Raw genomic sequence first — 19,976 nt, 5'->3', positions numbered from 1 at the left:
GCGTCCGCGGCGTGACCCCCCCCACCCGCGCGCACTCCGCCGTCGTCACCCTGACCGGCCACCTGATGGACACCGGCATCCTCGCCCGGGTGCTGGACGACGTCCTCGAGTACGGCGGCGACTACCGGATCGACAGCCTCGAGCTCGGCCGCCAGCACGGGGACGAGTCGAAGGCGCTGGTCGAGGTGAGCGCCGCCGACCCCGAGCTGCTCGAGCGCATCCTCATGCGGGTCCAGGTGCACGGCGCCAACCCGGTCGACCCGGGCACCGCGGCCACCCGCCCCGCCCCGGCCGACGGCGTCTTCCCCGACGACTTCTACTCGACCACCAACCTGGAGACGCTGGTCCGGCTGGACCGGGAGTGGCTGCGGGTGGAGCGCCCGGAGATGGACTGCGGGCTGGTCGTCGGCGACGACGGCGTCGTCCGCACCGTGCCGGTGAGCGACGTGCGGGCCGGGGACGCCGTGGTCTGCGGCGCCCACGGCGTGCGGGTCGAGCTGCCCCCGCAGGCACCACGCGGCGAGGAGGACGACTTCGGCTTCATGTCCTCGACGGTGTCCAGCGAGAAGCCGCAGGCGCTGCTGGTGCGCCAGATCGCCGAGCGGATGCGGGAGGTGAAGGCGGCCGGGCAGCGCGTGCTGTGGGTCGGCGGGCCGGCGGTGGTGCACACCGGGGCGGCCCCGGCGATGGTGCGGCTGGTCCGGGCCGGCTACGTCGACGTGCTCTTCGCCGGCAACGCGCTGGCCACCCACGACATCGAGTCCTCGCTGTTCGGCACCTCCCTCGGCGTCGACCTGGCCAAGGGCTCCGGCGTGCCGCACGGCCACGAGCACCACATCCGGGCGATCAACACCATCCGGGCGGCCGGGTCGATCGCCGCCGCCGTCGACTCCGGCGTCCTCACCGGCGGCGTGATGCACGCGATGGTGCAGGCGGAGAAGCCGTTCGTGCTCGTCGGCTCGGTGCGGGACGACGGACCGCTGCCCGACGTGATCACCGACGTCATCGACGGTCAGCGGGCGATGCGCGCCGAGCTGCACGACGTCGGCTTCGCGATCATGGTCGCCACGATGCTGCACTCCATCGCCACCGGGAACCTGCTGCCGGCGTCGATCCCGCTGGTCTGCGTGGACATCAACCCGGCGACGGTCACCAAGCTCGCCGACCGCGGCAGCGCCCAGGCGATGGGCATCGTCACCGACATCGGCCTGTTCCTCGAGCAGCTGGCCCGCGAGCTCGCCCCCGAGTGAGTCAGGCCTCCCCCTCGGCGACCGCGCGGCGCACCAGGTCGGCGGCACCGACCAGGCCGGCCTGCGAGCTCAGCTCGGCGCCGACCACCCGCGGGCCGGGGCGGAAGCCGCGGCCGGGCAGCGCGCGCTCCAACCGGTCCCGGGCCGGCGCCAGGATCGTCTCGCCGAGGACGCTCACGCCGCCGCCGATGACCACGACGTCGGGGTCCAGGATCGCCGCCATGTCCGCGATGCCCTGACCCAGCCAGGTGCCGACCTCGCAGAGCAGCTCGATGGCCAGCGGGTCGCCGTCGGCGGCGGCCTGGGCCACCACCTCACCGGTGATCCGGTCGGGGTCGCCACCCACCCGGTCCAGCAGGTCGGCGGCGGCCGCCGGCGAGCTCACGGCGACCTCCCGGGCGGTGGTGCCGAGGGCGTTGCCGCTGGCGTACTGCTCCCAGCAGCCGCGGTTGCCGCAGGCGCACAGCCGACCGTCGGGCACCACGCGCATGTGCCCCCACTCGCCGGCCACGCCGTGCGCGCCGCGCTGCAGCCGGCCGTCGATGACGATGCCGCCGCCGATCCCGGTGCCCAGCGTGATCATCACGACCAGGTCGCTGCCCCGGGCCGCGCCGTAGCGGTACTCCGCCCAGGCCGCCGCGTCGGCGTCGTTGCCCACCCACAGCGGGCGCTGCAGCCGGTCGGCGAGCTCCTTGCGCAGCGGCTGGTTGCGCCAGGCCAGGTGCGGGCTGAACAGCACGGTGTCACCGGTCCGGTCGAACCAGCCGGCGGCGCCGACCCCGACGCCGACCAGCGGGCCGCCGTGCCGGTCGGCCAGCTCGTCGACGACCGCGGCGATCGCGTCCTCGGTGGCGCTGACGGACTTGCCCGGGGTCGCGCGGCGGGCGGTGTCCAGGATGGTGCCGTCGGGGGCGACGACGCCGCCGGCGACCTTCGTGCCGCCGATGTCGATGCCGATCGCGGGCAGTCGTGTGACGTCCGCCGGGGCCGGGGCGGCGGTCACGCGACGTCGATCCGCTGGACGGCGGGGGCGGGGGCCGGCTGCGGCACGGTCTCCTCCGGAGGGGTGCTCGGCTCGGGTGCGGGGGTGCCGGAGCCGGCGTCGTCGCCGTCCGGGGCGGTGCGGGTGCTGGTCGCCGCGCTGGTGCGCAGCGCGGTGGCGGCCCCGGAGAGCACGTCGGCCAGCGCCTCCAGCAGGTCGGGACGACGGCCGCGCAGCGCGGCGAGCCCGGCGCACAGCGGGCACGAGCGGCACTCGGCACCGTGCTCGGGGGCCTGCTCCGGGCGCTGCTCGGTGCGGGCCGCACCGAGCAGCCCGCCCAGTGCGTCGGTGAGACCGGGGTGCTCGGTGGCCAGCCCGGCGGCGAACCGCCGCGCCTGATCGACCCAGTCGGGTCCGGGGCTGGTCACGACCGGCTCCCCTGCGCCTCCAGCAGCCCGGCGGGCCACTGCTCGGGGTCGGGCACGAACCGGACCTCCAGCGTCGCCGCGGCGGTGCCGGGCGACGTCAGCTGACCGCCGGCGACCGTGCAGCGGCGGAGCAGCGCGTCCAGCGGCAGCGAGCGGCGCACCCCGGCGGCGGTGACCACCAGGTCGTCGGCCCAGCGGGTCAGCTCGACCCCGCCGGTCCGCGCGAACGGCAGGCGGACGTCGAGCACCCACCCGCCGTCCACCGGGCGGGAGGCGGTGCCGCCGGCCGGCGGGGCGGCGGCGTCCGGGACCGCGGCGTCCAGGGCGTCCAGGTCCTCGACCGAGGCGGGGGCGGCGGCGGACTCGGCGACCTGCCGGACCACGCCGGCGACCTCGCCGACCCGGCGCAGCGCCTCGGCCTGGACGGCGGTGCGCGCGGCCCACCACTCCCCCGGCCCGCCGGGCAGCACCCGGGACACCGTCACCGAGGCGACGTGCTGGCCGAGCACCCCGAGGGCGGTCGCCGTCTCCTCGACCCGGGCGGCGGCGTCGCGCTCCGGGCGCACCACCAGGTGCACCGCGGTCCGCGCCGCGTCGGCCAGCGGGGCGTCGTCCAGCAGCTGCTCCAGCCCGCCGGCGCTGGCGAGCAGCCCCGCGGCGATCCCGGGCCGGTCCGAGCTGGCCGCCGCGCGGAGCGTGGCCAGCACCCGCAGCTGCGGAGGCGCCGCGCGCGCCAGCCACCAGCGCAGGGCGCCGGGCAGCGCGAGCAGCGCGGTGGCGGCCGGCAGCGGGCCGGCGTCCAGCACGACCGCGTCGACGTCCCCGGCGCGGGCGTGCCCGGCGAGGGCGGCCACGACGGCGAGCTCCAGGACCCCGGGCACCGGGACCACCGACGCCGCCGGCGGCACGGTGACCACCGGGGCGGCGGCGGCGAGCGCGTCGGCGTGCCGGGCCCACAGCTGCTCGAGCGCCGGCTGGGCGGAGACGACGTCGACCCGCACCGCGTCGGCCAGGCCGGGCAGGTCGGGCGCGCGGGTGGTGAGCAGCACGCAGCGGGCCCCGTCGGCGGTCAGCCGCCGCGCGGTGGCGGCTGCGACGGTGGAGGTGCCGGCGCCGCCCGGGCCGGTGAGGAGGAGGGTCTGCACGCCGCGCCTCAGGCCTCGACGCGCTTCTTGAGCTCCTTGAGCGCGGTGTCGAGGATGACCTTCTCCGCCTTGCGCTTGATGAGCCCGAGCATGGGGATCGAGAGGTCGATCGAGATCGTGTAGGTGACCGTCGTGGTGCCGCCGGACTCGGCCAGCACGTACGAGCCGTCCTGCCGCTTCTGCATCTGGCCCTGCACCAGCGTCCAGTCGACGCGGCGGTCGCCGTCCCAGGTGTAGGCCAGCACGTAGTCGTCCTTGACGGCGCCGGCGTCGAGCACGAAGTGCACCCGCGTCGCCCGGCCGTCCGCGCCGGTCTCCAGCACCTCCACCTGCTTGGCCGCCGACACCCAGGTGGGGTAGGCCGGGAAGTCGGCGACGACGGCCATCACCTCGGCCGCGGGAGCATCGACGACGATCGACTGGGTGGACTGGTCCGCCATGCGCCGGAGGGTAGTCGCTGCCCCGCTCCCACCTGGCCGGTCGCACCGGGCGCTCCCCCGGGCGGGGGGACGCTGGGCCACTGCCCGGTGGCCGTGCGGGATAGATTGACCGGACCGACCCCACGTCCGGGGCCCGGGGGCGACGGCGCCTTCGACCGGGCGCGACCGAGAGGACCGGCGTGCGCGAACTGAGCGTCCCCCCCACCGCCACCGTGGGCCCCGACGACGCCCTGACGGACATGGTCACCCGCAACGCGACCGAGCACCCGGACGACGTGGGTCTGCGGATCCAGCGCAACGGCGTCTGGGAGGACGTCACCCACGCGGCGTTCGCGGCCCAGGTCGCCGGCGTCGCCAAGGGCCTGGTCGCCGGCGGCGTCCAGCCCGGCGACCGGGTCGGGCTGCTGGCCCGGACCCGCTACGAGTGGACCGTCCTGGACTTCGCGATCTGGACCGCCGGCGCCGTCGTGGTGCCGGTCTACGAGACCTCCAGCGCCGACCAGATCGCCTGGATCCTGGCCGACTCCGGCGCCCGCGCCCTGGTCGTGGAGAACGCCGAGCACGCCGCCGCCGTCGACTCGGTGCGCGACGAGGCCCCCGACCTCGGCCCGGTCTGGGTGATCGACGACGGCGGGCTGGACACCCTGACCGCCGCCGGCGCCGACGTGCCCGACAGCGAGCTGGCCGCCCGCCGGGCCACGCTCACCTCCTCGAGCCTGGCCACGCTGATCTACACGAGCGGGACGACGGGGCGGCCGAAGGGCTGCGAGCTCACCCACGCCAACTTCCTGTTCGAGGTCCGCAACGGGATGGGCCTGCTCAGCGACTACCTGGACGAGAAGGGCTCGCTGCTGCTGTTCATCCCGCTGGCCCACGTCCTCGCCCGGGTGCTGGAGGTCGGCGCGATCAACACCCGCACCGTCATCGGGCACACCCCCGACGTCAAGGACCTGGTCGGCGACCTCGGCCGCTTCCAGCCGACGTTCGTCCTGGCCGTGCCGCGGGTGTTCGAGAAGGTCTACAACGGCGCCAAGGCCACCGCCGACGAGGGCGGGAAGGGGAAGATCTTCGACCGGGCCGCCCAGGTGGCCATCGACTGGTCGCGGGCGCAGGACACCGGCGGCCCCGGGCTGCTGCTGCGCGCCCAGCACGCGCTGTTCGACCGGCTGGTCTACAGCAAGCTGCGCGCCGCCCTGGGCGGCCGCTGCCGCGCCGCGATCTCCGGCGGCGCCCCGCTCGGCGACCGGCTCGGCCACTTCTTCCGCGGCCTCGGCGTCACCGTCTTCGAGGGCTACGGCCTGACCGAGACCACCGCCGCCGCCGCGGTGAACCACGACGCCGCGCTGCGGATCGGCACCGTCGGCCGGCCGCTGCCCGGGGTGGACGTCGCCATCGCCGACGACGGCGAGGTGCTGCTGCGCGGCGGGATCGTGATGCGCGGCTACTGGCACAACGAGCAGGCGACCCGCGAGGCCATCGACGCCGAGGGCTGGTTCCACACCGGCGACATCGGTGAGCTCGACGACGAGGGCTTCCTGGCGATCACCGGCCGGAAGAAGGAGATCCTGGTGACCGCCGGGGGCAAGAACGTCGCCCCCGCGGTGCTGGAGGACCGTCTCCGCGCGCACCGGCTGGTCAGCCAGTGCATCGTCGTGGGCGACCAGCGGCCGTTCATCGCCGCGCTGGTCACCCTGGACGTCGAGGCGCTGCCCGCCTGGCTGCGGAGCAAGGGCAAGGACGCCGGGACGACCGCGGCCCAGCTGCGCGAGGACCCGGAGCTGCTCGCCGAGATCGACGCCGCGGTGGCCGAGGCCAACAAGGCCGTCTCGCACGCCGAGGCGATCAAGAAGTTCCGGGTGCTGGCCGTCGACTTCACCGAGGACAACGGCACGCTCACACCCAGCCTGAAGCTCAAGCGCGCCGTCGTCATGAAGGAGTTCGGCGACGAGGTCGAGGCCCTGTACGCCCGCTAGGAGAAGGACCCCGCTGCCCCCCGCCCTTCGCGAGCTCAGGGCGGGACCCTGCAGCGGGGCCGTCAGGAGCTGAGAAGACCGGCGAAGGTCCGCGCGATCGTCGTCCAGGACCACCGCTGCTCGACCCAGGCCCGGCCGGCCGCGCCCATCGCGCGCGACCGGACCGGGTCGTCGAGCAGGTCGGCGAGCACCGCGGCGACGGCGTCGGGTGACCGCGGGCCGACCACGTGGCCGGTGACGCCCTCCTGCACCGTCTCCGGCGCCCCGCCCGAGGTGCCGGCGACCACCGGCAGCCCGCACGCCGCGGCCTCGAGGAACACCATCCCCAGACCCTCGACGTCCAGCCCGCCGCGGCGGGTGCGGCACGGCATCGCGAAGACGTCGCCGGCGGCGTAGTGCGCCGGCAGCTCGTCGGCCGGCACCGCCCCGGTCAGGACGACGGACCCCGCCAGGCCCGCCGACCGCACCGCCGCCCGCAGCGAGGCCTCCAGCGGTCCGCCGCCGACCAGCAGCAACCGGGCCCGCGGGTGCCGGGCCAGCACCTGCGACCAGCCGCGGACCAGCGTGTCCTGCCCCTTGCGCGGCACCAGCCGGGAGACGCAGACGACCACCGGGGCGTCGCCGAGGCCGTGCCGCTCGCGGACCGCGGAGCCGTCGACGTCCGGGGTGAACCGGTCGACGTCCACGCCCGGTGACAGCTGCACCAGCTCGGTGCGGTCGCGCAGCGCCGGCGCCAGCCGGCTGTGGGTGTACCGGCTGATGTAGGTCAGCGCGTCCAGTCCCCCGGCGATGCGCTGCAGCAGCTGCCGGGCGCCGGGCAGGGCCACCCAGCCGGTCTCGTGCCCGTGCGTGGCACCGACCAGCCGCTCCACCCCGGCCCGGCGCAGTGCGGGGGCGAGCAGCCCGAGCGGCGCGGCGGCGCCGAAGAACACCGTGCGGCAGTCGTGCTCCCGGGCCAGCCGGGCGGCGGTCCGGGCCGCGCCGGGGGTCGGCAGCAGCAGGCCGGTGCCGGCCCGCTCCACCGGGTACGGCAGCCCGGCGTCGTGCGCGGTGGAGCCGGGGTGGTCGGAGGCGAACACCACCACCGACCCCGGCGGGCGGGTGGCCAGCAGCGCCGCGACGAAGGTCTGGATGCCGCCCTGCCGCGGCGGGAAGTCGTTGGTGACGACGAGGGTGCGCTCCATCAGCCGCGCACCCGGGTCCAGTCCTCGGCGAAGGCCACCCGCTGGGCAGCGGTGGGGTGCGACCCGAAGGCCCACTGCCAGACCGCCGGCGGGTCGGGGTCGGAGAGGTTGGCCTCCCCCAGCTGCCGCTGGACGGCGATGAAGGACGCCGGGTCGCGGGTGAGGTCCAGCGCGTGCAGGTCGGCGCGCGCCTCGACGTGCCGGGAGACCAGGTTCTGCACCGGGGTGGACAGCAGCGTGCCCACCGCCAGCAGGAACAGCAGCAGCCCGATCACCTGACCGTCGCCGGGACCGGACGCCCCGCTCCGCCGCAGCAGCGGCGTGGACCCCAGCAGCCAGCCGAGCAGCGCGACGCCGGCGCCGGCACCGAGGGCACCGATCAGCGTCCCGGTCAGCACGTCGTCGGTCGCCACGTGCCCCAGCTCGTGGGCGACGATCGACTCGACCTCCTCGGCGGAGAGCTGGTCGAGCACCGTGTCGTAGACGACGATCCGCCGGGTGGAGCCGAACCCGGAGACGTAGGCGTTCAGCGCCGTGGTCCGCCGGGAGGCGTCGGCCACCAGCACGTCCTGCACCGGGGTGCCGCTGCGCTCGGCGAGGGCGAACAGGTCGGTGCGCAGCTCACCGGCGGGCATCGACTCGAACCGGTTGAACGCCGGCTCGATCGCCAGCGGGTAGAGGAAGGAGCCGACCACCACCAGCGCGGCCGCCGCCCCGCCGGCCCAGGCCCACCAGGTGCGCGGTGCGCGCCGGGCCAGGGCGACCAGCGCGAGCATGCCCAGCACCGTCAGGCCGGCGTCGATGCCGGTGGAGGTGGCCACGTCGCGGGCCCAGAGCCCCCAGCCCCGGGTCGACAGCCCGAACCGGTGGCGCACCATCTCCCCGTAGGCGGACAGCGGCAGGGTGACCAGCCGGCCGGCCACCAGGACAGCCAGCCCACCGAGCAGCACCTGCCAGGCCCAGCCGCCACCGAGCGGGCGCGCCACAGCGCGGGCGGTGGCGGCCCCGGCACGGGTGAGCCCGAAGACCGCGGAGACGACCAGGCCGAGCAGCAGCGAGGTCAGCGACGCCGGGCGGAGCTGGCCGGTGAAGTCCTCGGCGCGGGCGATCTGCTCGGCGGTGAAGGCCTGCGCCGGGTCGACCGGGGTCCGGCCGCCGGCCGGCGCGGGCAGCAGGTCCCACGGGGTGACGACGACGATGACGACGGCCAGCGCGAGACCGAGGACGGCGGCGACCAGCAGGGCCGGGCGCCTGCTCGCGGAGCGGGCCGGTGCCTGAGCGTTGCTCACCGGCACCGGGACGACAGGGGCGGGGGCACGGCGGCGAGCTTAGGGAGCCAGGCTGGGGACCGGCCGGACCGCCCCGCACGCGGCGCCCCGCTGGTCAGCCGAGGAGCCGGCGGGCGCTGACGTAGCCGGCCATGTCCACGCTGGTGACCAGCACCGGGCTGCCGAAGGTGGAGGCGTGCACCATCTGGCCGCTGCCGATGTAGATGCCCACGTGGCTCACCGGGCTGTAGAAGAAGACCAGGTCGCCGGGCTGCAGGTCGCCGCGGGACACCGCGGTGCCCATCCGGGACTGGGCGAGGCTGGAGTGCGGCAGCCGGATGCCGGCCGCGGCGTAGGCGTACTGGGTGAGGCCGGAGCAGTCGAAGGCGTTCGGGCCGCCGGCGCCCCAGACGTAGGGGTCGCCCTGCTGGGCCAGCGCGGTGTCCAGGACGACCTGGGCGGCGTCGCTGGGGGCGGTGACGGTGGCCGGGGCCTCCAGCACCGGCCCGGCGTGCTCGGCCACGACCTCCTCCTGCTGGACGACGCTGAGCGCCTGGAACTGGGCCTGGTAGTCGGCGATGTCGGCGGTGAGCGCGCTCTGCCGGGCGCCCACGTCCTCCAGCGTCTGCTGCGCGGCGGCGGCCGCCGCATCGGCGTCGGCCTTGGCCTGCTCGGCGGCAGCCGCGGCGGCGGTGACCTCGGTCAGCACGTCGTCGGCGTGCCCGGCGATGGCGTCGAGGGTGCTGACCTGGGCGATGAACTCCTCGGCCGAGCCGCTGGACATCAGCGCGTTGAACCGGGACAGGTTCTCGCCGGTGAACGCGCTGCGGGCGATCTGCCGCATCTGGGTGTCCAGGGCGGCGAGCTGGGCCTGCGCGGCGGCGACTGCGGCGCCGGCCGCGTCGGCGGCGGCCTGCTGCTGGGCGAGGGTCTCCTGCGCGTCGTTCAGCTGCTCGGTGACGACCTCGAGGTCGTGGGTGGACGCGGCCACCAGGCGGGTCGCCTCGTCCGCGGTGCCGGCCTGGGTGGTGTCGCCCGGCGCAGCAGCCGCGCTGCCGGGGAGGAGCGTGAGGGTCAGGCTCGCGGCGGCGCCCAGGAGGAGCCCGGTGCCGAGTCGGCCGATCGTGCGGCGGGGAGCGGCCGGACGGGCGGCAGACGCATCCGGGCGCGGGACCCGGCGGGAGCAGGACTGAGGACGCACCACGGTTCGGCGGGACTCCGTTCGACGGGTCGGACCGCCCACCCGACCGGCGCGGGGTCGCTCCCCCGGCGCTGCCGGCGGTCTCCCCGCGCACCCGGGCCGTGCGGCCCGGAGGGTGGCGGTGCCCGATCGAGGTCACGCTGCGTGGTGACGACGTCTCGTTCGGACACGACGAACCTAAGTCCGTGACCGGATCGAGATGAAGCCCTGTCAAACGTCCGAGTACGGGTCAACCCTGACAAATCACAACCATGCGATTTGTCAGCTCACGTGGCGGCCGCCCGGCATGGACGCATCCTGATGACGAAGCGGCGGAACCAGGCCGAAGTCTGCCAACGCCTGCACGGCCCGACGCTCGACCTCGTCGAGGTCGACGAGCGACCAGGCGTCCTCGGCCGAGGTGTCAACGCGACGGACGTCACGCCCCTCGGCCGCCTGCCCGGGCGCGTCACCCTCCGCGTGCGCACCGTGACGCACTGCGTCGTCCTCCGCGGCCCGGCGACGGTGTCCCGGTGCACCTCCCACCGACGGACGGCGGGTGAGCGGCACGACGGTCGGGTCGCTGCCGCGCCAGCCCGGCGGGGCGCCGAGCAGCACGGTCACGACGCAGTCGTCGCACCCCTGCCCGCGGACGGTGCAGGTGTCGCAGTCGATGAGCACGGCGCCTCTCCTCTTCTCTGTCGTCCAACACCGCGGACGCTAGGAGCACCCACCGACAGTTCCGCCCGCCCCCACGGACACCGGTCCCGGTGGCGCCTGCCGGCCACCCGCCCCCTCGGCACCGCCCGGCGTGGCCTCCCGGGGACTGTCGGACCCCCGACCTAGCGTCCGCTGCGTGCCGTCCCACCCCGCGCTCCCGCCGTCCCCACCGGCCGCCGGAGCCGGCTCACCGCCCGGCTGGCGGCAGGTGGCGCTGCCGCGGCCGGGCGAGGCCGGGCAGCCGCGCTACCACCAGGCCACCATCGACGACCTCGGCACGCCGCTGGCCGACGTCACGTTCGTCGTGGTCGACCTGGAGACCACCGGGGGCTCGCCGAAGGACTGCGCGATCACCGAGATCGGCGCGGTGAAGGTGCGCGGCGGCCAGGTGCTCGGGGAGTTCCAGACGCTGGTCGACCCCGGCATGGCCATCCCGCCGTACATCAGCGTGCTGACCGGGATCACCTCGATGATGGTCGCCGCGGCCCCGCGGATCGACGCGGTGCTGCCGGCGTTCCTCGAGTTCGCCCGGGGCACCGTGCTGGTGGCCCACAACGCCCCGTTCGACCTCGGCTTCCTGCGGGCGGCGTGCGACGCGAGCGGCCTGATGTGGCCGGCCTTCGCCTCCGTCGACACCGCGGTCCTGGCGCGCCGGCTGCTCACCCGCGACGAGGTGCCCAACTGCAAGCTGGGCACGCTGGCCCCGTTCTTCTCCACCTCCACCCAGCCCTGCCACCGCGCGCTCGACGACGCCCGCGCCACCGTGGACGTGCTGCACGGCCTCTTCGAGCGGCTGGGGCCGCTGGGCGTCACCTCGCTGGAGGAGCTGACCGGGCTCACCCGGCAGGTCGACCCGCAGCGACGGCGCAAGCGGCACCTGGCCGAGCACGTCCCCTCCGGTCCGGGCGTGTACGTCTTCCGCGGGCCGCGCGACGAGCCGCTCTACGTCGGCACCTCCAACGACCTGCGCAGCCGGGTGCGCAGCTACTTCACCGCCGGGGAGCAGCGCAGCCGGATGACCGAGATGGTCGCCCTCGCCGAGCGGATCGAGGCGCTGCCCTGCGCGCACGACCTGGAGGCCGCGGTCCGCGAGCTGCGGCTGATCGCTGAGCACAAGCCCCGGTACAACCGCCGCTCCCGCTTCCCCGAGCGGGCGCTGTGGGTCCGGCTCACCGAGGAGGTCTTCCCGCGGCTGTCCGTCGTCCGGCGGGTGCGGCCCGGCGCCGGCGTCTTCCTGGGCCCCTTCCCCGACCGGCGGGCCGCCGACGCCGCGGTCGCGGCCGTCCACGAGGCACTACCGCTGCGGCAGTGCACCTCACGGCTGTCCCTGACCGTGCTGGGCACCGCGTGCGCCCTGGCCGGCATGGGCCGGTGCGGGGCCCCGTGCACCGGGGCGCAGAGCCGCGAGGAGTACGCCTCGGTGGCCGCGGTCTTCGCCGCGGCCGTCGCCGCCGACCCCGGGGACCTGGTCGCCCCGCTGCTCGCCCGGGTCGAGCGGCTCGGCGCCGACGGCCGGTACGAGGACGCCGCGGTGCTGCGCGACCGGGTGGCGGTGCTGGTCCGGGCGGTGCGCCGGCGGCAGCGGCTGGAGCTGCTGGCCACCGTGCCCGAGCTGGTGCTCGCCCGGCCGGACGGGTCGGGGGGCTGGCAGCTGTCGGTGGTCCGCCGCGGCCGGCTGGTCGCTGCCGGGGTCGCCGAGCGCGGCCGGTCGGTGCGCGCGTACCTCGCCGACCTGCGGGCCACCGCCGAGACGCCCGACGGGCCGGCCGACGAGCTCGCCGCCTCGGTCGACGAGACGGAGCTGGTGCTGCGCTGGATGGAGAAGCCCGGCACCCGGCTGGTCGACGTCACCGGCGTGCTGGCCAGCCGCACCCCCGGCACCGGGCACTACAGCGCCTTCCTCGCCCGGGTCGACGCCGGCCGCGCCGAGCGGGACCCCTTCGGCGACGCCCGGCCGCTGAGCACGCGCGCCCAGCCCGACCGGGTGGCGCCCGGGCAGCCGGAGCGCAGGCCCGGCCGGCACGGCTCGGCCCGGGTGGCGGGACGGCGCGGCCGGCCGGTCACCGGGCTAGCATCGCCGGCGTGATCACCGCCATCGTGATGATCGATGCCGCCACCGACTCGATCGGTGAGGTCGCCGAGGCCGTCGCCGCCCTGCCCGGGGTCAGCGAGGTGTACTCGGTGGCCGGCGACGTCGACCTGGTCGCGCTGGTCCGGGTGCACGAGTTCGAGGAGATCGCGCAGGTGATCGCCGGCCGGATCAACAAGGTGCCCGGCGTGGTTGACACCGCCACCCACATCGCCTTCCAGGCGTACTCGCGGCACGACCTGGAGGCCGCCTTCTCGATCGGCTTCGAGCAGTAGAAGGACCCCGCTGCCCCCCACCCCTCGCAAGCTCGGGGCGGGACCCTGCAGCGGGGCCGTCAAGCTCCGGGATCCGCCTTGGCTCTGCGGCTGGCCCGGACCCACTCGTCGAGCTTGGCCGCGGCCCGGCCGTCGTCGACCGCGGCCGCCGCCCGCTCCAGGCCGGCGGCCAGCGCGTCGTGCAGCCGCGCGCCGCGCTCGTCGAAGGCCGCCAGCGCACCGGCGGCGTTCAGCAGCACCGCGTCGCGCACCGGCCCCCGGTCACCGGCCACCAGCCGGCGCACCACGTCGGCGTTGACCTCCGGGCCGCCACCCCGCAGCGCCCCCGGCTCGGCCACCGGCAGCCCGAGCGCCGTCGGGTCCAGCCGCTCGGCCACCACCTCGCCGTCCCGGACCACCCATACCGCCGACGTGGTCGTGGTGGTCAGCTCGTCGAGCCCGTCGTCGCCGCGGAAGACCAGCGCCCGGGTGCCCCGCGCCGCCAGCACCTCCGCCAGCACCGGCGCCATCCGGGTGTCGGCACACCCGATCGCGGCCGCCACCGGCCGGGCCGGGTTGGTCAGCGGGCCCAGGAAGTTGAAGACCGTGCCGATGCCCAGCTCGCGGCGCGGCACGGCGGCGTGGCGGAAGCCGGGGTGGAAGACCGGGGCGAAGAAGAAGCCGATGCCCGCCTCCGCGACGCACCGGGCGACCGCGGCTGCGGGCAGGTCGATGACCACACCGAGGGCCTCGAGCACGTCGGCGGTGCCGGACTTCGAGGAGGCCGCCCGGTTGCCGTGCTTGGCCACCGGCGCACCGGCCGCTGCGGTGACGATCGCCGCCATCGTGGAGATGTTGACCGTCTGGGCGCCGTCGCCGCCGGTGCCGACGATGTCCACGCAGTCGACCGGCAGGGTGACCGGGGTGGCCAGCTCGACCATCGTCTCGGCGAGGCCGGCGACCTCGGCCGGCGACTCGCCCTTGGCCCGCAGCGCCACCAGGAAGGCGGCCACCTGCGCCGGGGTCGCCTCCCCGGTCATCACCTGCCGCATCGCCCAGCGGGTGTCGGGGGTGGCGAGGTCCTCGCCGCGGAGCAGCCGGTTGAACAGCCCCGGCCAGGTCGGGCTGGTCGCCGTCACGCCGGTCAGCGGCGGACGGCGGGGCGCTGCGCGAGACGCTCGCGGAGCAGACCCGCCACCACGTCGGCCGCCACCAGCGGGTCGACGGGGTAGGCCAGGGTGGCGTCGGCCAGCGACCAGTGGGCCAACCAGCGGTCGGCCTGCCGCGCGATCAGCACGACCAGCGCGGGGCAGTCGGCGATCTCGTACTTGAGCTGGCGGCTGATGCCCATCCCGCCGGTCGGCTGCGCCTCGCCGTCCAGCACGCACAGGTCGATGCCGCCGGCGTCGACGGCGGCGACGACCTCGTCACCGGTCGCGCACTCGACGTAGGACAGCGGCCCCACCCCGGGCGCCGGCGAGAGCCCCAGGGCGGTGCGGACGGCGGTGCGGACCTCGGCCCGCTGGCTGAAGACCAGCACGGTGGCCGGTGCGGCGTCGACGCTCACCCGGCGGAGCCTAGTGCTCCGCGCGACCGGCGTGAGCGGTGCGTCGCACCGCGTCGTCCGGTGGCCCCGGAGGGGTGCGCCACGCCCGCGGACCCCACGTCGTGGGACGGCCGTCCCGATGCCATGATGGGCCCGTGACAACGGCCCCCGTGGCGAGCAGCACCTTCGACACCTCGCGGGTGCACTCCCTGACCCGACCGAACATGGTCAGCGTCGGCACGATCGTCTGGCTCGCCAGTGAGCTGATGTTCTTCGCCGGCCTGTTCGCCATGTACTTCACCGCGCGCGCGCGAGCCACCGACGGTTGGCCGCCCGAGCCCACCGAGCTGAACGTCCCGTACGCGTTGTTCTTCACGCTGATCCTGGTGCTCTCCTCGGTCACCTGTCAGTACGGCGTCTTCGCCGCGGAGATCGGCAACGTCTACGGGCTGCGGCGCTGGTTCACCATCACCTTCGTGATGGGCCTGGTGTTCGTGCTGGGTCAGGCCTTCGAGTACCGCACCCTGGTCACCGAGCACGGGACGACGATCGCGTCGTCGTCGTACGGGTCGGTCTTCTACCTGACCACCGGCTTCCACGCGCTGCACGTCATCGGCGGCCTCATCGCCTTCGTCTTCGTGCTCATCCGGTCCACGATGGGCCGCTTCACGCCTGCCCAGGCGACCTCGGCGATCGTCGTGTCGTACTACTGGCACTTCGTCGACGTCGTGTGGGTCGGTCTCTTCATCACGATCTACCTGATCAAGTAGGGAACCGGGTGTCCACTCCGAATGCCGACTCCGTCGCTGCCCCCGAGGGGGGCCGTCGCGGGTTGCTGCGCCGCCGTCCGGCAGCCGGCTCCCCCGCCGCCGCAGCCCGGGCGCGCCGTCGTTCCAAGCAGCGCCGCCGCCTGGCCAACGTCGCCGGCCTGATGGCCGCGCTCGTGCTCACCGGGGTCGGCTACTCCGCCCTGGCCCCGGGCGCGAGCGCTGCCGACGACGCCACGGGCAACCCGTCCAACGCCGTCGAGGCCGGCCGGGAGCTCTACACCCGCAGCTGCATCACCTGCCACGGCTCCAACCTCGAGGGCGTCACCGACCGCGGCCCCTCGCTCATCGGGGTGGGCGAGGCCTCGGTGTACTTCCAGGTGCACACCGGCCGCATGCCGCTGGTCCGCCAGGAGGCCCAGGCCGCCGAGCGCCCGCCGATCTTCTCCGAGGAGCAGATCGAGCAGCTGATGGCCTACATCCAGGAGAACGGTGGCGGCCCCACCCTCCCCTCGGGCGACCTGCGCGCCGGCGACCTCGCCGAGGGCGGCGAGCTGTTCCGGCTGAACTGCGCCCAGTGCCACAACTTCGCCGGTGCCGGTGGCGCCCTGTCCTCCGGCAAGCGGGCCCCCTCGCTCGAGGAGGCCAACGACATGACGATCTACACGGCGATGCTGTCCGGGCCGGAGAACATGCCGGTCTTCGGTGACAACCAGCTGAGCCCGGACGAGAAGCGCGCGATCATCAACTACGTGCAGACCATCAAGACGCAGGCCGACCCCGGCGGCGCCAGCATCGGCCGCGTCGGCCCGGTCGCCGAGGGCCTGGTCATCTGGGTCGTCGGCATCGGCGCCCTGCTGTTCGGGATCTTCTGGATGGGGACCAAGGCGTGACCACCACCCACTCCGACCGCCCGGGCTCCGGCGGCGGCGCGGACGAGCCCGGCCAGCTGCACGGCGGCCCGGACGACGACTACACCCCCGAGCAGCTCGCGGCGATGGACCGCACCGAGCTGGACCGGCTCGGTGCCCGCTACGACGGCGTCGAGGTCCTGCACGTCGAGCCGGCCGCACCGGTCGGGTCGGCGCTGGAGAAGAAGAACACCCGGCTGGTCACCAACTGGTTCCTGCTGGCCGCGCTCTTCGCGCTCGCGTTCGTCGTCATCTACGCCGGCTCGGGCTGGTTCCTCCCCGACTGGGAGTGGACGGTCGGCGGCAGCACCTGGAGCAGCATCTACACCCCGCTGCTGGGCCTGACCTTCGGCGCCTCGATGATCGCGATCGGCATCGGCCTGGTCCTCTACGTCAAGAAGCTGCTGCCGCACGAGACCGCGGTGCAGGACAAGCACGACGGCTCGCACTTCGACCGGGTGACCACCGGCGCGACGCTGATGAGCGGCCTGCACAACTCCGGGCTCCCCCGGCGCAAGGCGCTCAAGGGCGCCCTCGGCCTGCTGGGTGCCGCGTTCGGCGCGATGCTGCTGGCCCCCCTCGGCGGCTTCATCAAGGACCCCAACAAGGGCAACCCGCTGGGCACCACCCCGTGGGCCGAGGGCATGCGGATGCTCCGTGACGACGGCACGCCCGTCCGCCCCGGCGACCAGACCCCCGGCTCGCTGGCGACGGTGTTCCCCGCGGTCGAGGGCGGCAACAAGGCCTACGACGCGGCCGTCATGCTCATCCGGCTGCGCCCCGAGCAGCTGGAGACCCTCCGCATCCCCGCCGGCCAGGAGGACTTCGGCTACGGCGACTACGTCGCCTACTCGAAGATCTGCACGCACGCCGGGTGCCCGGTGTCGCTGTACGAGCAGGAGACCAGCCGGATCCTGTGCCCGTGCCACCAGTCGCAGTTCGACGTGACGGACGGCGCAAAGCCCGTGTTCGGGCCGGCCACCCGCTCGCTCCCCCAACTCGCGATAACCGTGGATGATGAGGGCTACTTCGTCGCGCGTGGGGACTTCCCCGAGCCCGTCGGACCGTCCTACTGGAACATGGGGAGAGTCGGCTGATGGCCACGAACACGGTGCCCGGTCCTCGGGTCGGGCAGCCGACCTCGCTCGCCGGCAAGGCGGCCTTCGAGGTCGACGATCGGCTGATCGTCGCCGGGCCGGTCCGCCGGACCCTGAACAAGGTCTTCCCGGACCACTGGTCGTTCCTGCTCGGCGAGATCGCGCTCTACAGCTTCATCGTCCTGCTGCTGTCGGGCACGTACCTGACCTTCTTCTACGACGCCTCGATGCGGGAGATCGTCTACGACGGCTCCTACGCACCGCTGCGCGGCATCGAGATGTCGGCGGCCTACGAGTCGACGCTGGACATCTCCTTCGACGTCCGCGGCGGGCTGCTGATCCGCCAGATGCACCACTGGGCCGCCCTGCTGTTCGTGGCCTCGATCGTGGTGCACCTGCTCCGCATCTTCTTCACCGGCGCGTTCCGCCGCCCGCGTGAGACCAACTGGTTCATCGGCATCGGCCTGCTGGTGCTGGCCCTGCTCGAGGGCTTCGCCGGCTACACCCTCCCCGACGACCTGCTCTCCGGTGGTGGACTCCGGATCTTCTCCGCGGTCTTCCTCTCCATCCCGGTGATCGGCACCTGGGTCTACTTCACCGTCTTCGGCGGCGACTTCCCCGGTGAGCTGATCATCGGCCGGCTCTACATCCTGCACGTGCTGATCATCCCGGCGATCCTGCTGGCGCTCATCGCGCTGCACCTGCTGATCCTGGTGAAGCAGAAGCACACGCAGTTCCCGGGTGCGGGGCGGACCGAGCACAACGTGGTCGGCCACCGGCTCTTCCCGACCTTCGCCGGCAAGGCGACCGCGCTGCTGTTCATCGTGTTCGGTCTGTGCGCCGCCCTCGGTGGCCTGGTGCAGATCAACCCGATCTGGCTGCTCGGTCCGTACAACCCGGCCCAGGTGACCGCCGGCTCGCAGCCGGACTGGTACATCGGCTTCGTCGACGGCGGCGCCCGCATCTTCCCGCCGTGGGAGATCGTGCTGTGGGGCTACCACATCCCGCCGGTGCTCTGGGGCGCCCTCGGCATCCCGGGCGTGATGTTCGGTGCGCTCGCGCTCTACCCGATCCTCGAGCGCAAGCTGACCGGCGACACCGCCAGCCACCACCTGCTGCAGCGTCCCCGCGACGTCCCGGTGCGCACCTCCATCGGCGCCATGGCCATCACGGCCTACGTCGTCCTGTGGATCTCCGGTGGCAACGACCTCATCGCCGACAAGTTCGACATCAGCCTGAACGCGATGACCTGGTTCGGCCGCATCGGCTTCCTGGTGCTTCCCCCCATCGCCTACTGGGCGACGTACCGGATCTGCCTGGGCCTGGAGCGGCACGACCGCGAGGTGCTCGAGCACGGCATCGAGACCGGTGTCATCCGCCGGCTGCCGAGCGGTGAGTTCATCGAGGTCCACCAGCCGCTGGGCCCGGTCGACGAGCACGGCCACGGGCAGCTGGCCTACGGCGGTGCCTCGGTGCCCAAGAAGATGAACCAGGTCGGTGGCGCCCGCCGCGCGGTCCGGGGCTTCTTCAAGCCGATCGAGTCCCCGGCCGAGGTGCAGCGGCAGGCGGAGATCGAGGCCCGTGGCCTGGAGTCCGAGCAGGCTGCCCGGCAGCTCACCGGCTCCGGTCGCCCGGCCGAGGGTGGCCGTCCCTCCGAGGGCGGAAAGCCCTCCGAGGGCGGACGACCGCAGGACCCGCGCGACTGACCCAGCGCGACCAGCACCACCCAGCAGGGGCCCCGGCGGCATCGTCCGCCGGGGCCCCTGCTGTGTTCCCGGGGGCCGGCTCCCCTGCTGCTGTCCAACCCCGCCGGGGCGCACCTTCGACGGCGGTCCACGCACGTCTGAGGGGGCCGGAGCGACGCACAGCCCGCACCCCGGCCGCCGGGATGTCATGACCTGGCCGTTGCGGCCCTCGAGGTGGGTCCCAGTACCTGCCGTCCGGTGGCCGGTGGCCGCGGGGTACGCCGGCCGGGGCCGGTCCTGCGGCGCCGGGACCCTGCCCTCCCTGTGGAGTGCTGCCCCCGGCCCGTGACGCGCCCTCGTCGCGGCTCAGCCGCCAGGAGGTTGCGCTGCCCGACCGTGGCTCCGCCCTGGGACGGCTCCGCCCTGGGACGGCTCCGCCCTGGGACGCTCCGTCCCTGGGACGCTCCGTCCCTGTTGCCGCACGAGGCCGAGACCTGGCTGTCGTCGTCGTGCCCCGGGCGGCCTGCGGCGGTTCGCTCGGGCGCCGGCGAGCCTGCTGAACCGCCGCCGGACGCACGACGGGGCCCCTCCCGGCTGGGAGGGGCCCCGTCGTCGCGTGGGGTGCTGGGGTCAGCTGTGCGCGTTCTGCCCGACGTAGTACTCGAAGAGCAGGCCACCGATGGTGAGGATCAGCGCAACGCCGGCGATGCCGATCAACCAGGGGTAGTAGAACGCCAGGGCCAGGCCCATGACCGCGGCGGAGAGCGCCAGCCCGAAGGGCCAGTAGCTCGCCGGGCTGAAAAAGCCGAGCTCACCGGCGCCGTCGGCGATCTCGGCGTCCTTGCTGTCCTCGGGGCGGGCGTCGATGCGCCGGGCGACGAACCAGAAGAAGCCGCCGATCAGCGCGGTCAGGCCCCCGGAGAGGGCCAGCGCGGTGGTGCCGATCGGCTCCTTCGACCAGACGCCGTAGACGACGGCGGCCACGACGCAGAAGACCGCGAGCAGATTGAAGATGAGCGCTTCGACCTTCACGGCCGGTCCTCCTGGTGCTGCGGGG

Annotated in this window: 19 protein-coding genes; 8 read left to right on the top strand and 11 right to left on the bottom strand. The window is 74.7% G+C overall.

The window, feature by feature from the left end:
- The first annotated feature begins 11 nt into the window (after positions 1-11).
- Complete coding sequence (locus HL054_RS04730) at positions 12-1,250, top strand: ornithine cyclodeaminase (protein WP_369137626.1); 1,239 nt, start codon at positions 12-14, stop codon at positions 1,248-1,250.
- Between the two features lies 1 nt (position 1,251).
- On the opposite strand, the gene HL054_RS04725 is transcribed toward HL054_RS04730, so the two are convergent.
- From HL054_RS04725 to HL054_RS04710, 4 genes are read right to left on the bottom strand one after another with little or no spacing between them, the layout of a single operon-like run.
- Positions 1,252-2,253 (bottom strand): ROK family glucokinase, encoded by a 1,002-nt coding sequence (locus HL054_RS04725; RefSeq protein WP_369137625.1) that lies wholly within the window; start codon positions 2,251-2,253, stop codon positions 1,252-1,254.
- The gene (locus HL054_RS04720; RefSeq protein ID WP_369137623.1) at positions 2,250-2,660 is read right to left on the bottom strand and encodes a hypothetical protein; all 411 of its coding nucleotides are present in this window, start codon (positions 2,658-2,660) and stop codon (positions 2,250-2,252) included. Before HL054_RS04720 ends, HL054_RS04725 begins: the two co-directional genes overlap by 4 nt.
- Positions 2,657-3,805, bottom strand: coding sequence for an ArsA family ATPase (locus tag HL054_RS04715; protein ID WP_369137622.1), 1,149 nt, complete (start codon positions 3,803-3,805; stop codon positions 2,657-2,659). Before HL054_RS04715 ends, HL054_RS04720 begins: the two co-directional genes overlap by 4 nt.
- 8 nt (positions 3,806-3,813) lie before the next feature.
- Positions 3,814-4,245, bottom strand: coding sequence for an SRPBCC family protein (locus tag HL054_RS04710; protein WP_369137621.1), 432 nt, complete (start codon positions 4,243-4,245; stop codon positions 3,814-3,816).
- 179 nt (positions 4,246-4,424) lie between these two features.
- On the opposite strand from HL054_RS04710, the gene HL054_RS04705 reads away from it, so the two are divergent.
- Positions 4,425-6,218 carry an AMP-dependent synthetase/ligase gene (locus HL054_RS04705; protein WP_369137620.1) on the top strand — a complete coding sequence of 598 codons (1,794 nt, stop codon included), beginning with the start codon at positions 4,425-4,427 and terminating at the stop codon, positions 6,216-6,218.
- Between the two features lie 62 nt (positions 6,219-6,280).
- Here the strand turns inward: HL054_RS04705 and HL054_RS04700 are convergent, their stop codons facing one another.
- The 4 genes from HL054_RS04700 to HL054_RS04685 form a co-directional block, all read right to left on the bottom strand.
- Positions 6,281-7,402 carry a glycosyltransferase family 4 protein gene (locus tag HL054_RS04700; RefSeq protein WP_369137619.1) on the bottom strand — a complete coding sequence of 374 codons (1,122 nt, stop codon included), beginning with the start codon at positions 7,400-7,402 and terminating at the stop codon, positions 6,281-6,283.
- Complete coding sequence (locus tag HL054_RS04695) at positions 7,402-8,691, bottom strand: M48 family metallopeptidase (RefSeq protein WP_369137617.1); 1,290 nt, start codon at positions 8,689-8,691, stop codon at positions 7,402-7,404. The genes HL054_RS04700 and HL054_RS04695 overlap by 1 nt, the downstream gene beginning before the upstream one ends.
- 94 nt (positions 8,692-8,785) lie before the next feature.
- On the bottom strand, positions 8,786-9,661 hold the full coding sequence (locus tag HL054_RS04690) for a C40 family peptidase (protein ID WP_369137615.1): 876 nt from the start codon (positions 9,659-9,661) through the stop codon (positions 8,786-8,788).
- A gap of 471 nt (positions 9,662-10,132) precedes the next feature.
- Positions 10,133-10,531, bottom strand: a complete 399-nt coding sequence (locus tag HL054_RS04685; protein WP_369137614.1) for a hypothetical protein — start codon at positions 10,529-10,531, stop codon at positions 10,133-10,135.
- Positions 10,532-10,706: 175 nt separating this feature from the next.
- Between HL054_RS04685 and HL054_RS04680 the strand changes: the two genes are divergently transcribed.
- Together HL054_RS04680 and HL054_RS04675 are read left to right on the top strand one after the other, a co-directional pair.
- Positions 10,707-12,656, top strand: a complete 1,950-nt coding sequence (locus HL054_RS04680; protein ID WP_369137613.1) for a DEDD exonuclease domain-containing protein — start codon at positions 10,707-10,709, stop codon at positions 12,654-12,656.
- On the top strand, positions 12,653-12,934 hold the full coding sequence (locus HL054_RS04675) for an Lrp/AsnC family transcriptional regulator (RefSeq protein ID WP_369137612.1): 282 nt from the start codon (positions 12,653-12,655) through the stop codon (positions 12,932-12,934). The genes HL054_RS04680 and HL054_RS04675 overlap by 4 nt, the downstream gene beginning before the upstream one ends.
- Positions 12,935-12,993: 59 nt before the next feature.
- Here the strand turns inward: HL054_RS04675 and trpD are convergent, their stop codons facing one another.
- Both trpD and HL054_RS04665 read right to left on the bottom strand, forming a co-directional pair.
- Positions 12,994-14,052 carry an anthranilate phosphoribosyltransferase gene (gene trpD, locus HL054_RS04670; protein WP_369137611.1) on the bottom strand — a complete coding sequence of 353 codons (1,059 nt, stop codon included), beginning with the start codon at positions 14,050-14,052 and terminating at the stop codon, positions 12,994-12,996.
- 5 nt (positions 14,053-14,057) lie between these two features.
- Positions 14,058-14,480, bottom strand: a complete 423-nt coding sequence (locus HL054_RS04665; protein ID WP_369137610.1) for a hypothetical protein — start codon at positions 14,478-14,480, stop codon at positions 14,058-14,060.
- Between the two features lie 134 nt (positions 14,481-14,614).
- On the opposite strand from HL054_RS04665, the gene ctaE reads away from it, so the two are divergent.
- The 4 genes from ctaE to qcrB are packed head-to-tail and all read left to right on the top strand — an operon-like array spanning position 14,615 to position 18,940.
- Complete coding sequence (gene ctaE, locus HL054_RS04660) at positions 14,615-15,229, top strand: aa3-type cytochrome oxidase subunit III (protein WP_369137609.1); 615 nt, start codon at positions 14,615-14,617, stop codon at positions 15,227-15,229.
- A gap of 8 nt (positions 15,230-15,237) precedes the next feature.
- Positions 15,238-16,119, top strand: coding sequence for a cytochrome bc1 complex diheme cytochrome c subunit (gene qcrC / locus HL054_RS04655; RefSeq protein WP_369137607.1), 882 nt, complete (start codon positions 15,238-15,240; stop codon positions 16,117-16,119).
- Entirely contained in the window at positions 16,116-17,234 is a 1,119-nt protein-coding gene (qcrA, locus tag HL054_RS04650) for a cytochrome bc1 complex Rieske iron-sulfur subunit (RefSeq protein WP_369137606.1), read from the top strand. Before qcrC ends, qcrA begins: the two co-directional genes overlap by 4 nt.
- A complete protein-coding gene (gene qcrB, locus HL054_RS04645) occupies positions 17,234-18,940 on the top strand; it encodes a cytochrome bc1 complex cytochrome b subunit (protein WP_369137605.1) in 1,707 nt (568 codons plus the stop codon). Before qcrA ends, qcrB begins: the two co-directional genes overlap by 1 nt.
- Positions 18,941-19,549: 609 nt before the next feature.
- Here the strand turns inward: qcrB and HL054_RS04640 are convergent.
- A complete protein-coding gene (locus HL054_RS04640; RefSeq protein ID WP_369137604.1) occupies positions 19,550-19,951 on the bottom strand; it encodes a cytochrome c oxidase subunit 4 in 402 nt (133 codons plus the stop codon).
- Positions 19,952-19,976 lie beyond the last annotated feature (25 nt).

This window comes from Modestobacter versicolor, from assembly GCF_041028285.1.
In the GTDB taxonomy this organism is placed as follows: domain Bacteria; phylum Actinomycetota; class Actinomycetes; order Mycobacteriales; family Geodermatophilaceae; genus Modestobacter; species Modestobacter versicolor_A.
This window is presented reverse-complemented; position numbering and strand designations above follow the sequence as displayed.

Bases quoted from the DNA above. Each gene is read 5' to 3' on its own strand.
- HL054_RS04710 (WP_369137621.1), bottom strand. From the start codon at position 4,245: ATGGCGGACCAGTCCACCCAGTCGATCGTCGTCGATGCTCCCGCGGCC.
- HL054_RS04700 (WP_369137619.1), bottom strand. From the start codon at position 7,402: ATGGAGCGCACCCTCGTCGTCACCAACGACTTCCCGCCGCGGCAGGGC.
- qcrB (WP_369137605.1), top strand. From the start codon at position 17,234: ATGGCCACGAACACGGTGCCCGGTCCTCGGGTCGGGCAGCCGACCTCG.